Source organism: Pseudomonas sp. FGI182 (genome assembly GCF_000511325.1).
GTDB classification, from domain to species: Bacteria; Pseudomonadota; Gammaproteobacteria; order Pseudomonadales; family Pseudomonadaceae; genus Aquipseudomonas; species Aquipseudomonas putida_Z.
Window position 1 is genome coordinate 913,801 of the sequence record NZ_CP007012.1, and the last position, 23,516, is coordinate 937,316.

Annotated in this window: 23 protein-coding genes, 1 tRNA gene and 1 pseudogene; 16 read left to right on the forward strand and 9 right to left on the reverse strand. The window is 61.5% G+C overall.

Annotated elements, in window-relative coordinates; genetic code table 11:
• Window positions 1-8 precede the first annotated feature (8 nt).
• From cyoE to C163_RS04130, 4 genes are all read left to right on the forward strand, one after another.
• The gene (gene cyoE, locus C163_RS04115; RefSeq protein WP_025337747.1) at window positions 9-896 is read left to right on the forward strand and encodes a heme o synthase; all 888 of its coding nucleotides are present in this window, start codon (window positions 9-11) and stop codon (window positions 894-896) included.
• A 338-nt stretch (window positions 897-1,234) separates the two neighbouring features.
• A complete protein-coding gene (alaC, locus tag C163_RS04120; protein ID WP_025337748.1) occupies window positions 1,235-2,443 on the forward strand; it encodes an alanine transaminase in 1,209 nt (402 codons plus the stop codon).
• Window positions 2,444-2,659: 216 nt separating this feature from the next.
• On the forward strand, window positions 2,660-3,787 hold the full coding sequence (locus tag C163_RS04125) for a hypothetical protein (RefSeq protein ID WP_025337749.1): 1,128 nt from the start codon (window positions 2,660-2,662) through the stop codon (window positions 3,785-3,787).
• A gap of 159 nt (window positions 3,788-3,946) precedes the next feature.
• Entirely contained in the window at window positions 3,947-4,330 is a 384-nt protein-coding gene (locus C163_RS04130) for a YkgJ family cysteine cluster protein (protein WP_003259127.1), read from the forward strand.
• A 293-nt stretch (window positions 4,331-4,623) separates the two neighbouring features.
• On the opposite strand, the gene C163_RS04135 is transcribed toward C163_RS04130, so the two are convergent.
• Window positions 4,624-5,655, reverse strand: a complete 1,032-nt coding sequence (locus C163_RS04135; RefSeq protein ID WP_025337750.1) for an IS110 family transposase — start codon at window positions 5,653-5,655, stop codon at window positions 4,624-4,626.
• Window positions 5,656-6,116: 461 nt separating this feature from the next.
• Between C163_RS04135 and C163_RS04140 the strand changes: the two genes are divergently transcribed.
• From C163_RS04140 to C163_RS27025, 5 genes and pseudogenes are all read left to right on the forward strand, one after another.
• A complete protein-coding gene (locus tag C163_RS04140; protein WP_025337751.1) occupies window positions 6,117-6,368 on the forward strand; it encodes a DUF3077 domain-containing protein in 252 nt (83 codons plus the stop codon).
• Window positions 6,369-6,546: 178 nt separating this feature from the next.
• Window positions 6,547-7,898, forward strand: a protein-coding gene (locus C163_RS27020) for an IS3 family transposase (protein ID WP_371257950.1) whose coding sequence is annotated in 2 segments (ribosomal slippage) — window positions 6,547-7,018 and window positions 7,018-7,898 — 1,353 coding nt in all. Because the reading frame shifts where the segments join, the coding sequence is not laid out codon by codon here.
• Between the two features lie 388 nt (window positions 7,899-8,286).
• Window positions 8,287-8,850, forward strand: coding sequence for a GNAT family N-acetyltransferase (locus C163_RS04155; RefSeq protein ID WP_025337752.1), 564 nt, complete (start codon window positions 8,287-8,289; stop codon window positions 8,848-8,850).
• A 12-nt stretch (window positions 8,851-8,862) separates the two neighbouring features.
• A complete protein-coding gene (locus C163_RS04160) occupies window positions 8,863-9,402 on the forward strand; it encodes a hypothetical protein (RefSeq protein WP_025337753.1) in 540 nt (179 codons plus the stop codon).
• A gap of 31 nt (window positions 9,403-9,433) precedes the next feature.
• A pseudogene (locus C163_RS27025) lies at window positions 9,434-9,579 on the forward strand (lysozyme inhibitor LprI family protein); the annotation flags it as partial.
• A gap of 170 nt (window positions 9,580-9,749) precedes the next feature.
• On the opposite strand, the gene mnmH reads toward C163_RS27025, so the two are convergent.
• Both mnmH and selD read right to left on the reverse strand, forming a co-directional pair.
• Entirely contained in the window at window positions 9,750-10,862 is a 1,113-nt protein-coding gene (mnmH, locus tag C163_RS04165) for a tRNA 2-selenouridine(34) synthase MnmH (RefSeq protein WP_025337754.1), read from the reverse strand.
• Complete coding sequence (gene selD / locus C163_RS04170; protein WP_025337755.1) at window positions 10,862-11,896, reverse strand: selenide, water dikinase SelD; 1,035 nt, start codon at window positions 11,894-11,896, stop codon at window positions 10,862-10,864. Before selD ends, mnmH begins: the two co-directional genes overlap by 1 nt.
• Window positions 11,897-12,021: 125 nt before the next feature.
• Between selD and C163_RS04175 the strand changes: the two genes are divergently transcribed.
• Genes C163_RS04175 through phnE form a run of 4 tightly spaced genes read left to right on the forward strand, consistent with a single transcriptional unit; the run spans window position 12,022 to window position 15,276 of the window.
• Complete coding sequence (locus C163_RS04175) at window positions 12,022-12,876, forward strand: putative selenate ABC transporter substrate-binding protein (protein ID WP_025337756.1); 855 nt, start codon at window positions 12,022-12,024, stop codon at window positions 12,874-12,876.
• Between the two features lie 20 nt (window positions 12,877-12,896).
• Window positions 12,897-13,691: a phosphonate ABC transporter ATP-binding protein gene (locus C163_RS04180; RefSeq protein WP_025337757.1), complete on the forward strand. Its 795-nt coding sequence runs from the start codon at window positions 12,897-12,899 to the stop codon at window positions 13,689-13,691.
• The gene (locus C163_RS04185) at window positions 13,685-14,512 is read left to right on the forward strand and encodes an ABC transporter permease (protein WP_025337758.1); all 828 of its coding nucleotides are present in this window, start codon (window positions 13,685-13,687) and stop codon (window positions 14,510-14,512) included. Before C163_RS04180 ends, C163_RS04185 begins: the two co-directional genes overlap by 7 nt.
• Window positions 14,509-15,276, forward strand: a complete 768-nt coding sequence (gene phnE, locus C163_RS04190) for a phosphonate ABC transporter, permease protein PhnE (RefSeq protein WP_025337759.1) — start codon at window positions 14,509-14,511, stop codon at window positions 15,274-15,276. The genes C163_RS04185 and phnE overlap by 4 nt, the downstream gene beginning before the upstream one ends.
• 138 nt (window positions 15,277-15,414) lie before the next feature.
• Here the strand turns inward: phnE and C163_RS04195 are convergent, their stop codons facing one another.
• The 3 genes from C163_RS04195 to C163_RS04205 form a co-directional block, all read right to left on the reverse strand.
• Window positions 15,415-16,308, reverse strand: a complete 894-nt coding sequence (locus C163_RS04195) for a bestrophin family protein (protein ID WP_025337760.1) — start codon at window positions 16,306-16,308, stop codon at window positions 15,415-15,417.
• A 201-nt stretch (window positions 16,309-16,509) separates the two neighbouring features.
• Entirely contained in the window at window positions 16,510-17,412 is a 903-nt protein-coding gene (locus tag C163_RS04200) for a transporter substrate-binding domain-containing protein (RefSeq protein WP_025337761.1), read from the reverse strand.
• 27 nt (window positions 17,413-17,439) lie between these two features.
• Window positions 17,440-18,711 (reverse strand): D-amino acid dehydrogenase, encoded by a 1,272-nt coding sequence (locus tag C163_RS04205; RefSeq protein ID WP_025337762.1) that lies wholly within the window; start codon window positions 18,709-18,711, stop codon window positions 17,440-17,442.
• 107 nt (window positions 18,712-18,818) lie between these two features.
• On the opposite strand from C163_RS04205, the gene C163_RS04210 reads away from it, so the two are divergent.
• Entirely contained in the window at window positions 18,819-19,724 is a 906-nt protein-coding gene (locus C163_RS04210) for a LysR family transcriptional regulator (RefSeq protein WP_025337763.1), read from the forward strand.
• A 308-nt stretch (window positions 19,725-20,032) separates the two neighbouring features.
• Here C163_RS04210 and C163_RS27445 read toward each other — a convergent pair whose 3' ends face one another.
• The 3 genes from C163_RS27445 to C163_RS04220 form a co-directional block, all read right to left on the reverse strand.
• Window positions 20,033-20,158, reverse strand: coding sequence for a hypothetical protein (locus C163_RS27445; protein WP_256220387.1), 126 nt, complete (start codon window positions 20,156-20,158; stop codon window positions 20,033-20,035).
• Window positions 20,145-20,702: a type IV toxin-antitoxin system AbiEi family antitoxin gene (abiEi, locus tag C163_RS04215; protein ID WP_038408291.1), complete on the reverse strand. Its 558-nt coding sequence runs from the start codon at window positions 20,700-20,702 to the stop codon at window positions 20,145-20,147. The genes C163_RS27445 and abiEi overlap by 14 nt, the downstream gene beginning before the upstream one ends.
• Window positions 20,703-21,125: 423 nt before the next feature.
• A tRNA-Leu gene (locus C163_RS04220) sits at window positions 21,126-21,210 on the reverse strand.
• Window positions 21,211-21,317: 107 nt separating this feature from the next.
• On the opposite strand from C163_RS04220, the gene queA reads away from it, so the two are divergent.
• Window positions 21,318-22,367 (forward strand): tRNA preQ1(34) S-adenosylmethionine ribosyltransferase-isomerase QueA, encoded by a 1,050-nt coding sequence (gene queA / locus C163_RS04225; RefSeq protein ID WP_025337765.1) that lies wholly within the window; start codon window positions 21,318-21,320, stop codon window positions 22,365-22,367.
• A 14-nt stretch (window positions 22,368-22,381) separates the two neighbouring features.
• On the forward strand, window positions 22,382-23,497 hold the full coding sequence (gene tgt, locus C163_RS04230) for a tRNA guanosine(34) transglycosylase Tgt (protein ID WP_013971009.1): 1,116 nt from the start codon (window positions 22,382-22,384) through the stop codon (window positions 23,495-23,497).
• Window positions 23,498-23,516 lie beyond the last annotated feature (19 nt).

Here is a 23,516-nt window from a genome sequence, read left to right on the forward strand (position 1 = left end):
AAGACTGCATGTCCGTTAAGCACTTTATCCAAATCACCAAACCGGGGATCATTTTCGGTAACGTGCTTTCCGTGGCAGGCGGTTTCTTCCTTGCCTCGAAGGGCCATGTGGATTTCGCCCTGTTCCTGGCGGTGGTGATCGGTACTTCGCTGGTGGTTGCGTCCGGATGCGTGTTCAACAACTGCATCGACCGTGACATCGACCACAAGATGGAGCGCACCAAGAACCGCGTCATGGTCCAGGGCGGCATGTCGCTGCCCCTCGCGCTGATCTACGCCACCCTGCTCGGGGTGGCGGGTTTCAGTCTGCTGTATGTCCAGGCCAACCCGCTGTCGGCGTTCTGTGCGCTGATCGGCTTCATCGTCTACGTCGGTTTCTACAGCCTGTGGCTGAAGCGTAAATCGGTGCACGGCACCTTGGTCGGCAGCCTGTCTGGTGCCATGCCTCCGGTGATCGGCTATTGCGCCGTGAGCAACAGCTTCGACCTGGCTGCGGTTACCCTGCTGGTGATGTTCAGCCTGTGGCAGATGCCGCACAGCTTCGCCATCGCGATCTTCCGCTTCAAGGATTACAGCGCTGCCAACATTCCGGTCCTGCCGGTGGCACGTGGCATCCTCGCGGCGAAGAAGCAGATCGTGCTGTACGTGCTGGCCTTCGTGCTCGCAACCTTGATGCTTACCCTCGGCGGTTACGCCGGCCTCGGCTACCTGGCCGTGGCAGCAGCCATGGGCCTGTACTGGCTGTACATGGCCTGGGGTGGCTACAAGGCCGAGGACGACAGCAAGTGGGCCCGCAAGGTGTTCGGCTTCTCCATCCTCACCGTCACTGCCCTGAGCGTGATGATGGGTGTGGACAGCCAGACCGCTGCGGACGTGCTGATGACATACGCACGCTGATACTGCTGCCTGTTTCACGAAAACCCCGGCCACTGTGCCGGGGTTTTTTTATGGGCGTTTTTCTGTGCCGGCCTCGTTCGCGGGCTCGCCCGCTCCCACAGGTACGGCGCAGGTCTCGGGGCAGGTGAGTAATCCTGTGGGAGCGGGCAAGCCCGCGAAGAGGCCGGCACAGCAGAATATAAATTTCTTATTTTAAAAAAATACATCTGAAAAGATCTATGGAAACAGGAAATTATCCTTTACAGGTATTATGTTTCGGCACTATCTTCTGATCCAGGCCGCCACATCGGCCAGCGTCGCTCGGACGGTTCCGGGCGCTTACGTATTCAGAGGAAGCCATGGCCAACCCAGGTTCGCCGCGCCGCTTTGCGCGCATCGATCGTCTCCCCCCTTACGTCTTCAACATCACTGCCGAGCTCAAGATGGCCGCCCGCCGCCGTGGCGAGGACATCATCGACCTGAGCATGGGCAACCCCGATGGCGCCACCCCGCCCCACATCGTCGAGAAGCTGGTGCAGGTCGCCCAGCGTGAAGACACCCACGGCTACTCCACCTCCCGCGGCATCCCGCGCCTGCGTCGGGCCATCTCCAACTGGTACAAGGAACGCTACGAGGTCGACATCGACCCGGAAAGCGAAGCCATCGTCACCATCGGCTCGAAGGAAGGCCTGGCACACCTGATGCTGGCCACCCTCGACCAGGGCGACACGGTGCTGGTGCCCAACCCCAGCTACCCGATCCATATCTACGGGGCGGTAATTGCCGGTGCCCAGGTGCGTTCGGTACCGCTGGTACCGGGGGTGGACTTCTTCAACGAACTCGAGCGGGCCATCCGCGAGTCGATCCCCAAGCCGAAGATGATGATCCTCGGCTTCCCGTCCAACCCCACCGCCCAGTGCGTGGAACTGGACTTCTTCGAGCGCGTGGTGGCTTTGGCCAAGCAGTACAACGTGTTGGTGGTGCATGACCTGGCATACGCCGACATCGTCTACGACGGCTGGAAAGCCCCGTCGATCATGCAGGTGCCGGGGGCCAAGGACATCGCGGTGGAGTTCTTCACCCTGTCCAAGAGCTACAACATGGCCGGCTGGCGGATCGGTTTCATGGTCGGCAACCCCGAGTTGGTCAGTGCCCTGGCGCGGATCAAGAGCTACCACGACTACGGCACCTTCACCCCGCTGCAGGTGGCTGCCATTGCAGCACTGGAAGGCGACCAGCAGTGCGTGCGCGACATCGCCGAGCAATACCGCCAGCGCCGCAACCTGCTGGTCAAAGGGCTGCACGAGCTGGGCTGGATGGTCGAGAACCCCAAGGCCTCGATGTACGTGTGGGCGAAGATCCCGCCGGAGTATGCGCACCTGGGCTCGCTGGAGTTCTCCAAGAAGCTGCTGGCCGAGGCCAAGGTATGCGTGTCGCCGGGGATCGGCTTTGGTGATTATGGTGATGACCATGTGCGCTTTGCCCTGATCGAGAACCAGGACCGTATTCGCCAGGCGATTCGCGGGATTCGGCAGATGTTCCGGGCTGATGGGGTGGCCCGCAAATAAGCTGTTGGGGCCGCTTTGCGGCCCTTTCGCGACACAAGGCCGCTCCTACAGGGACCGCGCAGTTTTCGAATCCTGCGCGGTCCCTGTAGGAGCGGCCTTGTGTCGCGATGGGCTGCAAAGCAGCCCCGACTGACTCAAAGGCGAGTTTTCCACCTGCATCCCACCGATTGATCTACCTATTTTTCTGCACTCATTTCTCACCACAGAGACCCACGAATGAGTGTTTTCACCGCCTACTTCTGCGGCACCGGCTCCCACCGCTTCGACGACGCCAACCCCAACTTCTGGAATGGCGAGCTGGTCTCGACCCTGGCCGGCAATGACCAGGGCCGCGAATTTGCCCACTGGATCGCCGTTGACGGCCCCGGCAGCGGCAACCTCCAGGACGACAACCTGTTCGTCGAGCCCGGCGGCTACTTCAACTGGACCGGCCAGTTGTTCGGCCGCGGCTGGGAAGAGAACGTCAACCATGTGCTGCAGGTGATCAAGGGTGAAAGCAGCTGGCAGCGCACCAAGCTGAGCGAAGAGGAGTACCAGCGCCTGAAGGACGCCGGCGTACCCATTCCGGATGTGTCTTCCACTGCCTCCTGGTTCTGGCGTACCTACGACTATGGTGAGCGCCATCCAACACCGCAGGAGTTGCAGGAGCGCATCATCAGCTTGTTCCGCAAGCCGCGCTTGCCGACCCAGGTGAACCTGGTGGGCTGGAGCAGGGGAGGCATCAGCTGCCACATGCTGGCTAACGCCATGGCGCAGGACCCTGTATTGCGGGACATACCCGTCAATATCTTCGCCATCGACCCGGTGCCGGGCATCGGCAACCTGCAAAGCCGGCGGGTAACCCTGGCGGGCAATGTCCGCGAGTACGTGGGTTTCTATTCGCGGGACGAACGATCCAAAGGTTTCGCCTGTGTGATCCCCTCGGTCGAACCGGATACGCGGATGTGCATCTACCCCATGCCAGGCCGGCATGCCACGCTGGTGGGCAACGCCTCCGTCGACGGTGCGGGTGACGGCAAGGTACTGGCGGAGCCAGGGTTGATCGTTCGCCATTTTGCCGAGGTCTGCCTGACCCGCTGGGGTGTGGGGCTGGACAAGCGCCTGTGCCTGAGCGACAACCAGTTGATGCAATACCACAGGGTCATGGCTGCTGCCGAAGGGCAGTACAAGGCCATGCGCAGCGAGTCGTATACCGTACTGACCGAGGGCGAAAAGGACGACCGGCTGGTGCATTGCGGCGAGGCTCGCACACACTTCAGCAAGGTGTGTGGTGATGGCTATGACCCGACCGAAGGCCTTGGCTTGCAGCGCTGGGATGTCACTTCCTACAAGGCATTACGCTAACTTGAACGGGCGGCCGGCGAAGGCGCTGGTCGTCCATTCTCAATTGCCAGATCAGCGGCAAATATTTTTGCATTCCCCCTCTATCCAGCCGCCCCGGCTTGGATTGAAAATGGCGCCGCGGGCCAGCCCCGATAACAACAACCTTCCCTTCGTGCCATCATGTCCGAATACAACCCTTGCCTTGACTGCGGCGCCTGCTGCGGGTACTTCCGTGTGTCCTTTTTCTGGGGCGAATGCCAGTCTGCCGGGGGCCTTGTACCGGACGACCTGGTGGTACAGATCAACCCCACCCGTGTTGCCATGATCGGCACCGATGCCAAACCCTGCCGCTGCATCAGCCTGCAGGGCGAGATCGGCCAGGAGGTGGCGTGCACCATCTACGCCAACCGTTCCAGCCCCTGCCGCGAGTTCGAGGCGTCGTGGGAGGGTGGGGTGCATAACCCCAGCTGCGACGATGCGCGGGCGGCGTATGGCCTGCCACCGCTGACACCGCCCGGGGCCAACGAGCCGCATTGGCCGGATGATGGGGCTGAGGTGGCCTGATTCATCCTGGTTGCCTTTGTCGGCCTCTTCGCGGGCTTGCCCGCTCCCACATCTATGGTCCTCCCAGTTTCTGCAATACTGAATCTGGATGCGTAGTTGGCTTGCCGCAATCTATTCGGCGTCGAAGGGTTAAGGTTCGCGCCTTGATGAAAGTCGCGCCTGACGATCCTGATTAGGTAAATCGGCTTTAGAGCCGCGTGGGAGCCCAGGTTTTTCGTCAGGTCGGTTGGCCGTTTACGTCATCTGTTATCCAGCATCGCAAAAACCGTTGGGTGGTGCTTGGTAGCGCAGGGTCAAGCGTTCTGTGCGCTTGGCCCTGCTTCATAAATGCCATGGCTGTGTGCGATTGCCCAAGCTATCCGTGCTAGCCGGTTCGCCAAGGCGCACACAACCACATTCGGGTGATGGCGAGTCAGCAACACTCTCACCCAATCAGCCAATCGCCCAGATTGCTTATCCAGGTGGTTGATGAAGGTATGGCTGCACTGCACCAGTAGCCGTCGCTGATTGCGATCACCGCGTTTGCTGATACCCAGCAAGCGCGGTTTCCCGCCGGTGGTCAGCTGCTTGGGCACCAGGCCTATCGAGGCCGAATAGTCACGTCCTCGTTTGAACTGCTTACCGTCACCTAATTCTGCAGCCAGGGCGCTGGAGGTGATCGGTCCAATACACGGTATGGTCATCAAACGGGTTGCCAGATCATCTCCAGCGACCTGGCTCTCCAGCTCTTTGGTGAGTACCTTGACCTGTTCGTCAAGGTAGTTGAAGTGCGCATGAAACTGTTGGAAAAGGCGAATTACCGAGCCAGGAGCATGAAGTTTTTCCAACGTTTCCGGTAACTCTCTGACCGACTTGAAGGTTGGCGCCAGGCTAACGCCCCACTCAAGCAGGAAAGCATGGATTCGATTGACCGTCGCTGTGCGGTCCCGAATGAAAGCTTCACGGGTCATGTTGAGCATGCTCAGCGCTTGCTGGGCTTCGCTTTTGATTGCAACAAATCGCATTGCCGAACGACTGGCTGCTTCACCAATGGCCTCGGCGTCGGTGTAGTCGTTTTTGTTACTTTTGACATAAGGTCGTACATGCTGCGCGGCAATCAATTTGGGTTGATGACCACAGCTGGCTGCGAATCGAGCCATGAAATGAGCGCCTCCACAGGCCTCCATGGCCAAGGTGCAGGGTGGTAGTTGAGCGATGTAGGAAAAAACCTTGCTGCGAGAAATTTTGCTACGGAACAGGTACTGGCCACGGCTATCCTGGCCGTGGAAATGGAAACAATTTTTGCCTAGATCCAAGCTGGTAAGAGCAAGATTCTGAGTATTCATAACGGCGATCTCCAGTTAGATCCCCCAGTGAAAGCTTAGGCTTTCACTGGGGAGTCCTGGGAGGACCATTTCATTAGGTACTGCACAGGACTCAAACACTGTGCGGTCCCTGTGGGAGCGGGCGTGCCCGCGAAGAGGCCATCAGCTGTAAGAAGATTCTGAACCTGAAACCAAATGCTTCAGGTGGCCGGGCATTGGGAATTATCCTACGAGCTCAGTCGGTTGCCGTCTGATAGGCAGGGAAATTCCACAGCGTTAACTTCACCGTTCGCCCAGAAGGCGAGCGAGTGTGAGAACTCGTCGTTGGTAGTCCTCTTGTCAGCTTATGGCAGCTGTGCGCGTGCAGGCTTCGGCCTGACCGTGGTGACTCCAACACGGGCTTCTCACCTCGCGCACGGCTGCCGCCCAAATCTGTGAGAAGGATCGAGGTGGCTGCCTTCAGCACACATTTGGAGTTCATCATGAGCAATCACCTCAAATCCCGCACCACCGCAGGCGTGGAGAAGTTCCTCGAGCTGTACCGGGTAGAACCGAACGTCCCGCTCGATCTGGCATTCGATGAATTATCGGTCCTGATCGGCTGCATCAAGCACCTGAACGAAGAGGCCGAGATGGAGGGCGACAAGATCGCTGGCAGCGCGGCGCGGATTCTCAGTGCCATGGCCAAGGCGCTGATCAATGACATGGAAGTGGGGTTGAACCGGGGCGATTGAGTATTGGCCGGATGTGTATGTCGGGCTGGCCAGTAGCGGCTGACAGGTGCATGCCGAAATGTTTGCGGTGGTTTTGAGATCGAGCGCCGCCCGCGCGGCGCTTCGCGGGACAAGCCCGCTCCCACATTTGTGGACTGCCCCCAAGAAGTTGGACACCAATCCAACCCTTGGGGGATCTATGGGTAAATACACAGAGCAGTTCAAGCTCACGGCTATCACCGCTTACCTAGAGGGCAGCCGGGGCTTTCGCAAGGTGGCACAACACTTTGGCATCGATTTCAGCCTGCTTCGGCGCTGGGTTGCTGGCTACCAAGTCGATGCCAGCCTCAGCCCTCGCTCGCATGGTCGCCGCTACACCGAGGAATTCAAGCGGCGGGTGCTCAAGTACATGCTTGAGCATCGCCTGTCCCTGCGCCAAACAGCGGCGCACTTTGACCTTGGACAGTCCTCACAGATAGGCATTTGGCTGCGGCAGCACTACAGTGGCAGTCCTGTAGCCACTCTCGCCAAACAAAGAAAATCAGCCGTGCCGAAGAAAATTAAGCCCATCAAGCCGACAGACACCAATGACGCAGAGAAATCTCGTGAGCAGTTGTTGAGCGAGCTCGAGTATCTGCGCATGGAGAATGATGTCCTAAAGGAGTTAAAGGCTCTGCGAGAGGAGAAGGAGCGAACACGGACGAAAAAGCCCTGATCGTCTGCAAATTCAGACATAAATATCCGCTGCCTGACCTCTTGCAGATGGTGGGGTTGCCACGCAGTACCTTTTATTACCAGGTCAAGTGCCAGCAAAAGCCGGACAGGCACGCCTCGCTCAAGGAGTTGGTGCAGCGTGTCTATCACGAGGAGAAAGGGCTGTATGGCTACCGCCGCATTGCCCTTGCCATCAGGAATCAGGGGACCTTGGTCAACAAGAAGGTCATTGAACGGTTGATGGCTGAGCTTGGTTTGCAGTCCGTTGTACGCCCGAAGAAGTATCGATCCTATCGCGGCATTGTCGGCAAGGTGGCCATGAATTTGCTTGAGCGTAATTTCGTCGCGCAACGCCCCAACCAGAAGTGGGTGACCGATGTCACTGAGTTCAAAGTGGCCCAACAAAAGCTCTACCTGTCGCCCGTGATGGACTTGTACAACGGTGAGATCATCGCCTATGAAACAGCTTGCCGGCCTACCTATGGCTTGGTCGGGAACATGCTGGAAAAGGCGCTCGATGGGTTGGGTGAAAAGCCCAAGCTAGTGATCCACTCAGACCAGGGATGGCATTACCAGCAGCCCCAATACCGCCATAAGCTCGCAGCGCGCGGTGTGAAGCAGAGCATGTCTCGCAAGGGCAATTGTCTGGATAATGCAGCGATGGAAAGCTTCTTCGGCACACTGAAGTCAGAGTTCTTCTACCTGAAGCGCTTTGAAAGCGTCGAACAGCTGAAGGCGGGCCTGGAAGAGTACATCCATTACTACAACCATGACCGCATCAGGCTGAAACTCAATGGCCTGAGCCCTGTCAGCTACAGGACTCAGGCCACTGGCTAAAACTGTCCAACTTTTCGGGGGCAGTCCATTTGTTGCAACGTGCCGAACCTGTCAGGCCATGGTTGCCAGCTCTTGGTGGGGTGACTGGATTTCTGAGTTGGCATTGCTGCCGCATCACCTGTCTCAAGCCCTGCACCCAGGCTGACAACGCCTCTTTCACAGGCATGGCCACGTTGCAACAAATGTGGGAGCGGGCTTGTCCCGCGAAGCGCCGCGCGGGCGGCGCTCGATTTCCGCACCACCACCAAACCCAAGGCAGGCACCTCTCAAATACAACCCCAAACCCAAGGCAGGCCCCCTCAAACACACCCCAAAACCCAAGACATGCCCCACCCACCCCACATGAAGTTAAACTGTCATCTCCTCAGCAATGGACAGGAGATCCGGCGTGACCCCACCCCGCAGTTTCCCCAGTGACCTCTGCCTCGACAGCCCGCGTCTGCAATTGCGCCCCATGCGCCATGCCGATGCCGCGCAATGGCTGGCGATCATGGCCGACCCCGAGGTCATGCGCTATTGGCACCATGCACCTTGGCAAAACCTGGCCGAAGCCGAAAGCGCCCTGGCCGCCGACCGCGAAGCCTATACCAATGGCGACCAGCTCAAGCTTGGCATGTACCGCCGTGACAACGGCGAACTGATCGGCATGGTCCAGCTGTTCAACATCGACGATGTATCCCGCCGTGGTGAAATCGGCTACTGCCTCGCCAGCGCGGTGCAGGGCAGGGGCTACATGGACGAAGCACTGACCTGCTTCATCGACTACCTTGCCCACACCCTGCACATGCGCCGCCTGGAAGGCGAGATAGACCCGCGCAACCAAGGTTCGGCACGCACGCTGGAGCGCCAGGGCTTCGTGCTGGAAGGCACATTGCGTGCGCGTTGGTGCGTTGCCGGCGAGTTGTCCGATTCGGGTATTTATGGCCTTCTGCTAGAGCCCCCGGTTGCATAGGAAGTAGATCTCTTGCCAGCTTTTTACCTGAGCGCCAGCCTGCTGCTGTACCTGCTCGCACTGTTCTTCGATGGCGCGCTGATGAGTGGCGACCGCCACATGCCGGCCCTGCAGATGCTGTTGTATGGGCCCTGGGGCATGCCCTTCGGTCTGTACCAGTGGTTTGCCAACCCGCTGCTGGCCCTGGCGGTCCTTGCTCATCGACGCTTTCGCCGGCTGGCATTGCTGGTCGGGCTGGTGGCTGTGTATCTGGCGGCCAGCAGCTTTGGAATTGACCGCCTGCCGGACAATCAGAGCTATGAATTTCATGACCTGACCGGTTTTGGTGCCGGTTTCTACCTGTGGCTGGCGGCGATGGTGGTGTTTTGCGTGGGCCAGGCCTGGCATTGCTGGAGGGCACGTAGCGCCGACGACATGCCGGGCTGGAGCTGGCTGGATGTGGTGTTGATCGCGGCGCTTGGCGTGGCGTTGTATGCGGCAACGCAGATGCCGTCGCTGCGCTTCGAACCGGGCAAGGTACTGATGCCGCCGGAACAGCCACAGACGCTGTGATACCCACAAGCAGGGTTTATGAGCAAGTATTTGGCTTGCCTACCGCGATGGCAATTGCGGGTTCCATGTGAGGCCAGTGGCGGGACCATGGCGCAGCTGGAAGGTGGGACCTGTGTGATGGACATGACCCGCGACCGGGTGGCGGAGCTGGAGCGGGTGCTCAGCCCTGGGCAGTGAGGTCATGTCAGGAATGACTGGCCCCCTTGTAGGAGCGGCCTTGTGTCGCGAAAGGGCCGCAACGCGGCCCCAGGATATCTGCATCACAGCAGAACTGCTGGGGCTGCTGCGCAGCCCTTTCGCGACACAAGGCCGCTCCTACAGGTATTGCACTGCTCTTGGGAGCAGCTTTAGCTGCGCGGTTCGCGCAGCGCCCGGGCCTTGAGGTACTCGCGCACTTCCACCGCATCCCCGGCAAACTCGATACGCTCTGCCTTCGCTGCACGCTGGTAGGCATACATCGGGTCGTAATACTCGCTCAGCAAGCTTTCGATGAAGACCCGGTGCAACTCCACCGAACCACTGCGCTGCTGCTCGTCCAGCGCCTGGCGCAGGATTTCCGACAGCCGCTGATGGCGCTCGCCGCCGAGGCGCTTGTGAATCCTGCCCATGCTCTGCAGAAGCGTTTCGGCAAACAGTCGAAGGCCATCCTCTTCACCATGCAGGCTGACGAACTCGGCGCTCAGGTCGATCACGTAGTCGCGCAGGATACGCTCCACGCGGTTGGCCAAACTGTCTTCCAGCCACACCAGCGGGTATTGCTGCATGCCCTGGTACAACTCCAGCGGTACGGTGCAGCTGCCCACGATTCGGCCTTCGTCTTCCAGCACGAACTGCTCGATACCCCGGGCGCGTTTTTTCAACACGTCTATGGCCAGTCTGTTCTCGAAGTCGATCTGCGCTGGCTGTGCAGTGGCGCGCTTGCCAAAGCTGGAACCGCGATGGTTGGCGTAGCCCTCCAGGTCCAGCTCGTTGTCCAGCAGGTGCAGCACGTCGGTCTTGCCGGTGCCGGTCAGGCCGCCCACGAGCACGAAATCACATTGCGCGACCGCCTGTTGGGTAGTCTCCAGCAGGAAGTGGCGCATGGCCTTGTAGCCGCCCTCGACGAGGGGGTAGTGGATGCCCTTCTCATCGCGCAGCACTTTCTGCACAAGATGCGAGCGCAGGCCGCCACGGAAGCAGTACAGGTAGCCTTCCGGGTGATCCTCGGCGAACTTTGCCCAGGCCTCCAGACGTGCCTGCTTGATCTCGCCGCTGACCAGCTTGTGGCCCAGAACGATGGCTTCAGCCTGGCCCTTCTGCTTGTAGCAGGTGCCGACCTTTTGCCGCTCCTGGTCATTCATCAGCGGCAGGTTTACGGCACCGGGGAAGGCGCCCTTGGCAAATTCGACAGGTGCACGCATGTCCATCATCGGCACGTCGTCGAGGAACAACTGGCGGAAGTCGGTGCAGTCGGGGCGCATCAGATCACCTCGACCGCGTGGCTCTGTCGCTCGACCAGCTTGCCGATCGGCGCCAGCTGCAGGCCCAGTTCGGCGGCCACCGCCAGGAACTCGGCTTCACCTTCCGGGGTAACCGCCACCAGGAGGCCACCGCTGGTCTGCGGGTCGCACAGCAGGTGCTTCTGTTCGTCGCTCAGGGCGCCGATCTTGTGGCCGTAGCTGTCAAAGTTGCGCAGGGTACCGCCGGGGATGCAGCCCTCGGCCAGGTAGTGGTCGACGCTGGGCAGGCGCGGGACGGCGGCATAGTCCAGATGTGCGGTAAGGCCACTGCCTTCGGCCAGTTCCACCAGGTGGCCGAGCAGGCCGAAACCGGTGACGTCGGTCATGGCCTTGACCCCGTCAAGCTTGCCGAAGCGGCTGCCGGGGGTATTGAGGGTGCACATCCAGTCGCGCGCCAGGCCCTGATCCTGGGTGCGCAGCTTGGCCTTTTTCTCGGCGGTGGTGAGGATGCCGATACCCAGCGGCTTGGTGAGGTACAGGTGGCAGCCTGCGCTGGCGGTGTCGTTGCGCTTGAGGTGACGCTTGCTGACCACGCCGGTGACGGCCAGGCCGAAGATCGGCTCGGGCGCGTCGATGGAGTGGCCACCGGCCAGCGGGATGCCGGCTTCGGCGCACACCGCTCGGCCACCGCGGATCACTTCGCGGGCCACTTCCGGCGGCAGCACGTTGACTGGCCAGCCGAGGATGGCAATGGCCATCAGCGGGTCGCCGCCCATGGCGTAGATGTCGCTGATGGCGTTGGTGGCGGCGATGCGGCCGAAGTCATACGGGTCATCGACGATCGGCATGAAGAAGTCGGTGGTCGAGACCACGCCGCGCTCGTCATCCAGCGCGTACACGGCAGCGTCGTCGCGCGAGGCGTTGCCCACCCACAGTTTCGGGTCCAGGGCCTGGGCGCCGCTTTCAGCGAGGATCACATCCAGCACCTTGGGGGATATCTTGCAGCCACAGCCGGCACCATGGCTGTACTGGGTCAGGCGAATCGGCTCGCTCATGTGCACCTCAGGAGGTCAATTTGATGCGCGATTGTAGCAAAGCTGGCCTTTGCGCCTGCGCCTCTTATAATTCCATCGTCGGCGCATAGGCCGGCCTTTCCCCGCTATTGAACCGGAGAACACCCATGCTCAAACGCCCTCTGGCGCTCGCCGCCGGCCTCGTGCTGTCTTGCTGTGCCGTTGTCGCCCAGGCTGCCGACACCCTGCGGGTCAGCGCCATCCCTGACGAAGCACCGACCGAACTGCAGCGCAAGTTCAAGCCTTTGGGCGAGTACCTGGCCAAGCAGCTGGGCATGGAGGTGAAGTTCGTGCCGGTGGCTGATTACCCGGCGGTAGTCGAATCGTTGGCTTCCAACCGCCTGGACCTGGCCTGGCTGGGGGGCTTCACTTTCGTGCAGGTGCACCTGAAGGACCCTGCCGCCACGCCGCTGGTGCAGCGTGAACAGGATGCGCAGTTCACTTCCAAGTTCATCACCGCCAACCCTGATGTGAAGAGCCTGGCCGACCTCAAGGGCAAGTCGTTTGCCTTCGGTTCCATCTCGTCTACCTCGGGCAGCCTGATGCCGCGTTACTTCATGCTCAAGCAGGACAACATCAAGCCTGAAGACTACTTCGGCCGCGTCGCCTACTCCGGCGCCCACGATGCCACCGTGGCCTGGGTGCAGGCCGGCAAGGTCGATGGCGGCGTGCTCAACGCCAGCGTGTGGCAGAAGCTGGTGGATGCCGGCAAGGTCGATACCGCCAAGGTGAAGGTGTTCGCCACCACCCCGACCTACTTCGACTACAACTGGACCGTGCGCGGCAACATGGACCCGGCGCTGAAAGAGAAGATCAAGAAGGCCTTCCTCGGCCTCGACCCGGCCAACCCGGAGCACAAGGCGATCCTCGACCTGCAGGCCGCCAGCCGCTTCATCGAGACCAAACCTGAGAACTACGTGGGCACCGAACAGGCAGCACGCGAGGCCGGCCTGCTCAAGTGACATCGACAGTGGCTTCCAACGTGGCTATTCATCTGCACGGGGCCGGGCTGCGCCATGGCCAGGTGCGTGCGCTTGATGCCGTGAGCCTGAGCATCGGCCAGGGCGAGCGCGTCGCCATCATCGGGCCTTCGGGCGCGGGCAAGTCCAGCTTGCTGCACCTGATGGCGACCGCCGTCCAGCCCAGCAGCGGGCGCCTGGAGCTGCTCGGCGAACAGCCCTGGGCGCTGTCCGCCAGAGCCCGCCAGCGCCTGCGTGCGCGGGTAGGCCTGGTGCACCAGGCACCGCCCTTGCCACCGCGCCAGCGGGTGGTGACGGCGGTGCTGGCCGGCCGCCTGGGGCAGTGGAGTGTGCTGCGCGGCCTGCTCAACCTGCTGTACCCCAGTGATGTGCCGGGGGCGCGCCAAGCCCTGGCCGAGCTGGGCCTGGCCGACAAACTGTTCGTGCAGTGCGGGCAATTGTCCGGTGGCCAGTTGCAGCGGGTGGGTATTGCCCGGGCGCTGTACCAGCGGCCGCAGGTGTTGCTGACTGACGAGCCGGTGTCGGCCATGGACCCGGTGCTGGCCGACCACAGCCTGGCCTTGCTCAACCGCCACGCCCAGGCCAATGGCGTGACCCTGGTGGCGAGCCTGCATGCCGTGGACCTGGCGCTGGCGCACTTCCCGCGGGTGATTGGTATCCGCGAAGGGCAGGTGGCGTTCGACTGCCCGGCGCAAGCGGTGACCGAGCAGTTGCTGGATGCGCTGTACGCCAACGAACAACTGGCTTCACCGCCAAGCCAGGGGCCGACCCTGACCGTGCAGATTCCGCGATGCTGAAGCTTGATGCCCGCGACCCGGCGCTGCTGCCGCGGTTGCTGCTGACCCTGCTGGCGGTGGCGGTGCTATGGCCTGGCATCCGGTTGAGCGAACTGAACCCCGGGGTGCTGCTGCAGGCAGAGAACCGCCAGCAGATCGCCAGTTTCACCAGTGCCTTCTGGCCACCGGCACACGATGCCGACTTCCTTTCGCTGCTGTATGAAGCCACCCTGCAGACCCTGGCCGTGGCCACGGCCGGCATCGCGTTGGCGTTGCTGCTGGCGGTCCCTGCCGGGTTGCTGGCCAGCCGTGCCCTGTCGCTGCGCGCAGCCTCCCGTGGCGGTCGCGCCGGGTTATGGTCGCGGTTGCTGCGCCTGCCGGTGCGCTGGTTGCTGATTTTCCTGCGCAGTGTGCCGGAAATCGTCTGGGCGTTGCTGTTCGTGCGGGCCGTGGGGCTGGGACCGACGGCGGGCGTACTGGCCATTGCCATCACCTACAGTGGCATGCTCGGCAAGGTCTATGCCGAGATCTTCGAGTCGGTCGACCAGCGCCCGGCCCATGCCTTGCTGCAGGCGGGTAGTGGCCGCCTGGCTGCGTTTTTCTACGGCATCCTGCCCAGTGCGGTGTCCGAAGTGGTGTCCTACACCGTGTACCGCTGGGAGTGCGCCGTACGCGCCTCGGTGGTGATGGGCTTTGTCGGTGCTGGCGGGCTGGGGCAGCAGATCGACCTGTCGATGCGCATGTTCGCGGGTGCGGAAGTGGCGAGCATGCTGCTGACGTTCCTGGTCCTCGTCATGCTGGCCGACCTGCTCAGCCGCTTCCTGCGCTGGAGGCTGGCATGAACCGGGTGATCAACTTGCTGGTGCTAGGCGCCATCGTTGCTGCTGTGATGGCCTCGTTCGCCTACCTGGAGCTGGACTTGCAGGCGCTGGTCGGCAACGGCGGGCTGGGGCAGATGGGCGAATATGCCGGGCGTTTCCTGCACCCGGACCTGTCTGCCGGGCACCTGCGCGCGGTTGCGCACGGGGCGCTGGAAACCCTGGCCATGTCGGGCTTGGGCACCTTGTTGGCCATGCTGCTGGGCATGCTGTTGGCGCTGCCGGCTGCTGGCCGGTTCGGTTGGCCGTTGCAGGCCTGCGCACGGCTGCTGCTGAATGCCCTGCGGGCCATCCCGGAACTGGTGTGGGCCGCGCTGACGGTGCTGGCAGCCGGGCTTGGGCCGAATGCCGGTACCCTGGCCTTGGCGCTGCATACCGCTGGCGTGCTGGGGCGGTTGTTTGCCGAAGCGCTGGAGAACGCACCGCTGGAGCCGGCGGCGGCCATCCGCTTGCAGGGCGGCAGCCAGGTAGCGGCATTCTGCTTTGGCACCTTGCCCAATCTGTGGCCGCAGTTGCTGGCTTATAGCCTGTATCGGTGGGAGAACAATATCCGCATGGCCAGCGTGCTGGGGTTTGTCGGTGCGGGTGGGTTGGGGCAGATGCTGTACACCACTTTGAGCCTGTTCCAGGAGGCCCAGGCCAGCACGGTGATCATGGGAATGCTGGTGCTGGTGTTACTGGTGGATGCGTTGAGTGATGTGTTGCGCCAGCGCTATGTGCGGGCCTGATGGATAGCTGGGGCCGCGTTGCGGCCCATCGCGACACAAGGCCGCTCCTACAGGCAAAGTGCCGCCTTTGATGCTTGCGCGGTCCCTTGTAGGAGAGGCCTTGTGTCGCGATGGGCTGCAACGCAGCTCCAAAATCCCTCAGGCGCCCACAACTCCGGCACACTGCGCCTCCCGCTGCATCGACTCCAGGTTCCGCTCGATCGTCTCGCAAATGCTGTCCATCTGGATCTGGTGTTCACTGAACCTGAACGGGCTCTGCAAGTCCGTCCCGATCCGCTCGATGGCCAGCAGCATGAAGCCCACCACCGTCGAAGCCAGCGGCGTGAACCAGCCCAGCGATTCCACCAGCCCCACCGGTACGATCAGGCAGAACAGGGTGATGAACAGCCGCGGAAAGTACACGTAAGGGTAGGGCAGCGGCGTATTGGCGATCCGTTCCATGCCACCTTGGGCATTGGACAGGTCCACCAGCGTCGACTCCAGCCTTGCCAGGCGAATGCTGTCCAGCCGCCCGGCCTGGTATTCCCGCGCCAGCAACGCAGCAGAACCGCTCAGGATGTCGTTGGCGAAATTGTTCGAACGGTTGCGCCGCTCGAATTCCGCAGGCGGGATGAACGCCATCAGTTCATCCGGGCAGCGCTCACCCTTCAAGTGTGCCGCCAGGCAGTTCACATAGGCGATATGCCGGCGCAGCAAGGTAGCCTTTATCGGGTTCAGGCCATCATCCGGGTCGTCGATCAGGGTCAGCGCCTGCCGCGCGAAGCTGCGTGAACTGTTCACCAACGCCCCCCACAATGTGCGCGCCTCCCACCAGCGGTTGTAGGCGCTGCTGTTGCGAAAGCTCACCAGCACCACCAGCGCCGAGCCCAGCAAGGTCAACGGGATCAGTGGCAGGGTGAACTTGCTGTTGAAGAACAGCATGAAATCGATGGTGACCAGCACATCCCAGATCAGCAGCCAGAACAGCGACCAGCCGATGTAGCCGACGGTCTTCACGACCAGGCGGTACTTGCGGGTGATGATGTCTTTCACGCGGGGTACCTCGAAACGCGGGTGATGCAGGATCGGACGTCGAGGGATGGGCATGGTTCGGTGTGGTTCGTCAGGGGTTGTTACCAGACGTGTTCACAGAAAGCCCGAGCGTGCGGCGCTAACCCAGTAGCGACGTCTGGCAGTGACGCTTGCAGGTCACTGCCGCCGTGATCCAATACGGAGGTGGACGCCGAGCAGAAACTATTGCACCGGATCACTCACCGGCTTGGCAAAGATGGCCTTGAGTTCGCTGGTCATCGGGAACTCCAGGTTCAGGCCTTTAGGCGGTATCGGCTGTTCGAACCAGCGCTGGTAGATCCCGTTGATTTCCCCTGATTTGTACAGTTCGCCCAGCGATGCATTCACCAGCGCGAGGAACTGCGGGTCATCCTTGCGCACCATGCAGCTGTAGATTTCCCGCGACTGCTCTTCCCCGACCACCACCCAGTTGTGCGGGTCGCGGGCCTTGGCGCGTTCGCCGTAAAGCAGCGCATCGTCCATGTAGAACGCCGCCGCCCGACCGGACTGCAACATCTGGAAGGCCTCACCGTGGTCCTTGGCGCTGATCACGTACATGTCCATCTTGTTATCGACGTTGTAGCTTTTCAGATAGCGTTCGTTGGTGGTGCCGGCGGTGGTCACCACATTCTTGCCGCGCAGGTCGGCGAAACTCTTGATCCCGCTGTCTTTGGCCGTCAGCAACTGGCCTTTGACATAGATGAACCCATAGGAAAACGCCACCTGTTTCTGGCGCTCTGCGGTGACGCCGGTCGAGCCGCACTCCAGATCAACGGTACCGTTCTGCACCAGCGGAATGCGGGTTTGCGATGTCACCAGGTTGTATTTCACCTTGAGCTGGGGCAATGCCAGCTTCTGCTGTACCCGCTCGACGATCTTGTTCGCCAGGTCTACCGAGTAGCCCATGGGTTGCCCCGAATGGTCGCCCACATAAGAGAACGGTACCGAAGCATCGCGATAGCCCAAGGTAATGCTGTTGGCTCTGGCAATCTTGCTCAGGGTAGGCCCCAGCGCTGCTTCGTCAGCATGGGCCTGGGTGCCTAGCAACAGGCCAAGGGTGCAGCCGATCAACGTGATTTTTCGCATTGTTATTCTCCGTTGTAGGTGAGGGGATCAGAGACATGCTGCAGTACGGTTATTTCCACCAGCCGCACGGGCGGTGAAACCCTGCAGGTCGATGGAGGGGCGGCGCTGGCCGATCAGTTCACTCAGCAGACGTGCGCTGGCGCAGGCCAGGGTAAAGCCCAGCGCACCATGGCCAAGGTTCAGCCACAGGTTGCGATACGCCGTTGCGCCCAGCAGCGGCACGCCGCTAGGCGTGGCCGGACGCATGCCGGCCCATTCGATGGCGTAGTCATAATTACCGGCATTGGCGAAGGTCTCGCGGGCCTGGCGCTTGAGCAAGGCTAGGCGCTTGGGGTCCAGCGACGGATCGAAACCGACAATGTCGACCATCGCCGCCACGCGCAACTGTTCACCGATCCGGGCGTAGACGATCTTGCGGTCGTAATCGGTGATGCTCAGGTCCGGCGCCCGGTGCTGGGCGCCAATCGGTACTGTCAGGCTATAACCCTTCAGCGGATACAGCGGCAGGTCGATGCCCGGCAGTGCCAGCAACGCACTGCGATGGCCGGCCGCAACGACCAAGTGCTCCACCGGCAGCACTTCGTTGTCCAGTTCAATCGCATTCACCACGCCATGCGCATGGCGAATTCCGGACACCGCCTGGCCCAGGCGGAACTTGCAGCGTCCCGACGCCTGCAGGCGCGCCGCCAGTTGCTGGCAAAAGCTGTGGCAATCGCCGACTTCTTCATCCGGGGTATAGATGGCGCCGACAAAGGGCGCCTCCGCCAGCGCTGGGTCCAGACGGGCACAGTCGGTTTGCGACAGCACCTGTTGTTGCTGGGGTGCGGCAAGGTTCTTGCGCGCATGCTCGAAGCTGCTGGCCTTGCGGAAGGTGACCAGCTTGCCGTTGCGTCGCCAGTTGAAACCACCCAGGCCGTCCTCCTCACGCCAGGCTTGCAAGGTCGACTGGCTCAGCAGTGCCAGGCGCAGCAGATGGCCGGCGTTGGCGCGGTTGACCGAGGAGCGGCAAGCCCCCAGGAATGCTGCCATCCAGCGCCACTGCGCACGATCGAAGCGCGGGCGCAATCGCAGCGGCGATTCACCGCGCAGCATCCAGCCAAGTGCCTGCAATGGCACACCGGCGTCGGCCAGGGGCGCCACGTAGCGATAGGACAGCTGGCCGCCGTTGGCGAAGCTGGTTTCACTGCCCAACGAATCGCGAGCCTCGATCAGCGTCACGTCAAAGCCGTCGCGTACCAGTGCGTAAGCGGTTGACAGGCCAATGACGCCACCGCCGATGATGCATACATGCTGAGCCATGTCAGTCCTTGTTCTTTGTTGGAACGAGGCTGAGGTTAGGGCCAGGTGACAGGTGGCGAAAAATGAATAAAGATCGCTGAGCCATAAACAAAGGTTATGGACTTGCCATGCGCCTTCGCCATATCGAGATTTTCCAGGCCATCCGCCAAACCGGCTCGGTCAGCGGTGCCGCACAGTTGCTGCACGTTTCCCAACCTGCCGTGACCAAGGTGCTGCAGCACGCCGAGCAGCAACTGGGCTTCCCGTTGTTCCTGCGGGTGCGCGGCAAGCTGCAGCCCACGCCCGAAGCGCTGGAACTGGAGCGTGAGGTCGACAAGGTTACGGAGAGCCTGCAAGGGGTGCGACGCCTGGCGCAAAGCCTGCGTCGCGCGCCAGGCCACAGCCTGCGGATCGGAGCGACCCCGGCACTGGCCCTGTCACTGCTGCCGCCGGCCATTCATGAGTGGACCCAGCGGTATCCGGACATCGCCTGCGAGCTGTCCAGCGCCCACAGTCGCGAACTGGTGCAGAACCTGTTGATGCGGGAGATCGATGTCGCCCTGACCTTGCAACAGCCAGATCACCCTGCGCTCAAGGCTCAGGCGCTGGCCAGCGGGGTTTTGGTGGCATTGGCACCGGCAGGTTATTGGTCGCTGGAAGATGAAGGCAAGCCGCTGCCGTTGGCGGCACTGGCCGGTGCGCCCATGATCGGGCTGTCCAGCGCCGACCCGCTGTCGGTGCGCCTCGAAAGCTACCTCAAGGCGGTGGAGCCGCCGCCGCGGGTGAGCATCGCGGTGCAAACCTATTCCCTGGCCAGGGCGATGGTCGAATCCGGTGCTGGGCTGGCGGTGATCGATCCCTTCACCGCACTTGGCGCGGCGCCTGGGGCGACCGCGATCAGGCCGCTGGCCCCGGCGCTGCCGATTACCTTGTATGCGGTGACCCGCACTGCCGAACCGTCACCGCATACATTGAGCGAGCTGCTGACGATTTTCAGCAGCCGTGCCCAAGGGCAGCTGGATCGCTGGCGCTGACCGGACGGGCAAAAAAACGACCATAAGGTCGGTTTTTCTGAAATATGTTCAGCGACATATAACGCCGAACCACCGTTTCTCTTGGTATCTCGACTCTGACACCTTGCACTCTGAACCTCCACTGTTCAAACCTAGCATGGGTAGAGGAATCCTGGTCCGCCTCGTTGCGTCTCGTCAAGGAAAACCAAAATCAAAACGAGTGCCTAGGATCGCTTACCCCCTCTCGGCGGCCCGCTTTTCATCTCAATAAAGTGCAAAGGGGGAGAGAGCCATTGAACACAGCCCCTGAATATGAATCTCCAGAAAATTCACATCAGGAATGTCAAGTCGCCTCCATCGCGATGCAGCAGTTCCTTTTCCACGACCACCTGCAACGGGGCCAGGTCGGGCGTGTTGGTGAGGGCCTGCTGGACGAGCTGGTCAAACAAGTTCATTGGCTATTTCCCAATCAATCAGGTCCAGGCTGCGCTTGGCGCGTTTCATGTCTGCGAGGGCAAGGGTAGGCTTGGCGCGCCACAGCCGGCAGCGCTCGTCATAGTCAACCTGGCCCTGAAGGTCGGTGGCCTTGCGCCTGGTGTGGATGAACTCAAGTGTGCCGAATGTTCCGCAACGTATGGTCTGAGTGCGTCCGGATGACATGAGGGTTAGCCAATTCAGGGGGACCTGCGAGATCACGCCGGCGTCGCTGAGGGCGGACTCCAGGCTGATGTAGTTCAGGTTGTTCGCTCGCAGGCGTGCGGCAGCGTGGTACAGGACCAGCCCTTGGTTGGGTTTGGCCGGGGTGTAGAGGTAAAGGCCACGGCAGAGTCGGATCAAGGTGCTGTCGTTGGCGGCACGGCTCAGTACGGTGCGGTAGGCACTGTCGGAGAGGTCTGGTAGCAGGGCCCGCATATCGGCGGGGGTGAACAGGTAGCGTTGCGCAGTAGCTAGCTGCTGCAGACCCCTATGGAGGCGACGTAAGGGTTGGAGATCGCGCATGGTGGTAGTTCTACAAAAAGTCACGGTTATTGAAATAAAGTGTAGAACCATAAATTGTTCGATGCACAGAAAGTTGCACATTGTGAAACTTTCTGTTGAGTCTTTAGTGATCTGCGCTCTAGTGATGGGGGTTACAGGATCGCCTGTCAAAGCCGGTCCTTGAAATGGCAACGACAGGCCGAGACTAGGATGCGATCCAGAGCACCGCAATGGCTTGGAAGGGGTAGGGAGTATGTTTGGGAAATGGACTACGGGGAGGAGGGGAAATCTTAAAGATTTGCTGCGGAATTGAGGTGATTGTCAGGACCTTGGGGGCGCTGGCGGGCCCTTCGCGACACAAGGCCGCTTCTACAGGGAGTGCCGCTGCTTGAGGAAATCGCAGGCACAAAAAAACCGACCATAAGGTCGGTTTTTTCCGGATCTTGGTGCCCCGAGGGAGACTCGAACTCCCACTCCTTTCGAAAACGGATTTTGAATCCGCCGCGTCTACCAATTCCGCCATCAGGGCATGTGGCGCGCAGTATAGAGAGCCACCGCTGGTCGGTCAATCGGCTTTCATGGTCAATTTTCACACATTGGGCTAAACTTCCCGGCCCTGCCGAACCGAACATCATCATGCGCGTCGCCGATTTTTCCTTCGAACTCCCCGATTCCCTGATCGCCCGCCACCCGCTGGCCGAGCGCCATGGCAGCCGTCTGCTGGTCCTCGATGGACCGAGCGGCGCGCTGGCGCACCGGCAATTCCCCGATCTGCTCGAGTACCTGCGCCCCGGCGACCTGATGGTGTTCAACAACACCCGGGTCATCCCGGCGCGGTTGTTCGGCCAGAAAGCTTCCGGCGGCAAGCTGGAAGTGCTGGTCGAGCGCGTACTCGACAGCCATCGGGTGCTGGCCCATGTGCGCGCCAGCAAGGCGCCCAAGGTAGGCGCGGTCATCCTCATCGATGGCGGCGGCGAGGCCGAAATGGTCGCGCGCCATGACACGCTGTTCGAGCTGCGCTTCACCGAAGAGGTGCTGCCGCTGCTCGACCGCGTCGGCCACATGCCGCTGCCGCCCTACATCGACCGCCCGGACGAGGGTGCTGACCGTGAGCGCTACCAGACTGTGTACGCCGAACGAGCCGGTGCAGTCGCCGCACCGACCGCAGGCTTGCACTTCGATGAGGCGTTGCTGGAGAAGATTGCCGCCAAGGGTGTAGAGCGTGCCTTCGTCACCTTGCACGTGGGCGCGGGCACCTTCCAGCCGGTGCGGGTCGACAAGATCGAAGACCACCACATGCATAAAGAGTGGCTTGAAGTGAGCCAGGAGGTGGTCGATGCCATCGAGGCTTGCCGCGCCCGTGGTGGCCGGGTAATCGCAGTCGGCACCACCAGCGTGCGTTCGCTGGAGAGCGCCGCGCGCGATGGCGTGCTCAAGGCCTTCAGCGGCGACACCGACATCTTCATCTACCCGGGCCGGCCGTTCCATGTGGTCGACGCGCTGGTCACCAATTTCCACCTGCCGGAGTCCACGCTGCTGATGCTGGTCTCGGCCTTCGCCGGCTACCCCGAGACCATGGCCGCCTACGCGGCGGCGGTCGAGCAGGGGTACCGCTTCTTCAGTTACGGTGATGCCATGTTCATCACCCGCAATCCGGCGCCACGCGGGCCCGAGGATCAAGCATGAGTCGCACCTGTCGAATGTCCTTCGAACTGCTGGCCACCGACGGCAAGGCCCGTCGTGGCCGCATCACCTTCCCACGCGGCACCGTGGAAACCCCGGCGTTCATGCCGGTGGGCACCTATGGCACGGTCAAGGGCATGCTGCCGCGCGACATCGAGGCCATCGGCGCCGAGATGATCCTGGGCAACACCTTCCACCTGTGGCTGCGCCCGGGCACCGAGGTGATCAAGAAGCACAACGGCCTGCACGACTTCATGCAGTGGAAAGGCCCGATCCTCACCGACTCCGGTGGCTTCCAGGTGTTCAGCCTGGGCGCCATGCGCAAGATCAAGGAAGAGGGCGTGACCTTCGCCTCGCCGGTCGATGGCGCCAAGGTGTTCATGGGCCCGGAAGAGTCGATGCAGGTGCAGCGTGACCTAGGCTCGGACGTGGTGATGATCTTCGACGAGTGCACCCCGTACCCGGCCGAGCACGATGTGGCGCGCGCGTCCATGGAGCTGTCGCTGCGCTGGGCCCAGCGCTCGAAGAACGCCCACGCCGACAACACCGCAGCGCTGTTCGGTATCGTCCAGGGTGGCATGTACCAGGACCTGCGCATGCGCTCGCTGGAAGGCCTGGAAAACATCGGCTTCGACGGCCTGGCCATCGGTGGCCTGTCGGTGGGCGAGCCCAAGCACGAAATGATCAAGGTGCTGGATTACCTGCCGGGCCAGATGCCTGCTGACAAACCTCGTTACCTTATGGGGGTAGGCAAACCGGAAGATCTCGTTGAGGGTGTGCGCCGCGGCGTCGACATGTTCGACTGCGTGATGCCGACGCGTAACGCGCGCAACGGTCATCTGTTCGTCGATACAGGGGTGATCAAGATCCGCAATGCGTTCCATCGCCACGATGATTCGCCGCTGGATCCGACCTGTGACTGCTACACCTGCACCAACTTCTCCCGCGCCTATCTCCATCACCTGGACAAGTGCGGCGAAATGCTGAGCAGCATGCTGAATACCATCCACAACTTGCGCCATTACCAGCGCTTGATGGCCGGTTTACGCGAGGCTATTCAACAGGGTAAATTGGCCGCCTTTGTCGACGCCTTCTACGCCAAGCGCGGGCTTCCTGTGCCGCCTTTGGACTGACTGTCCGCATCCATTATTA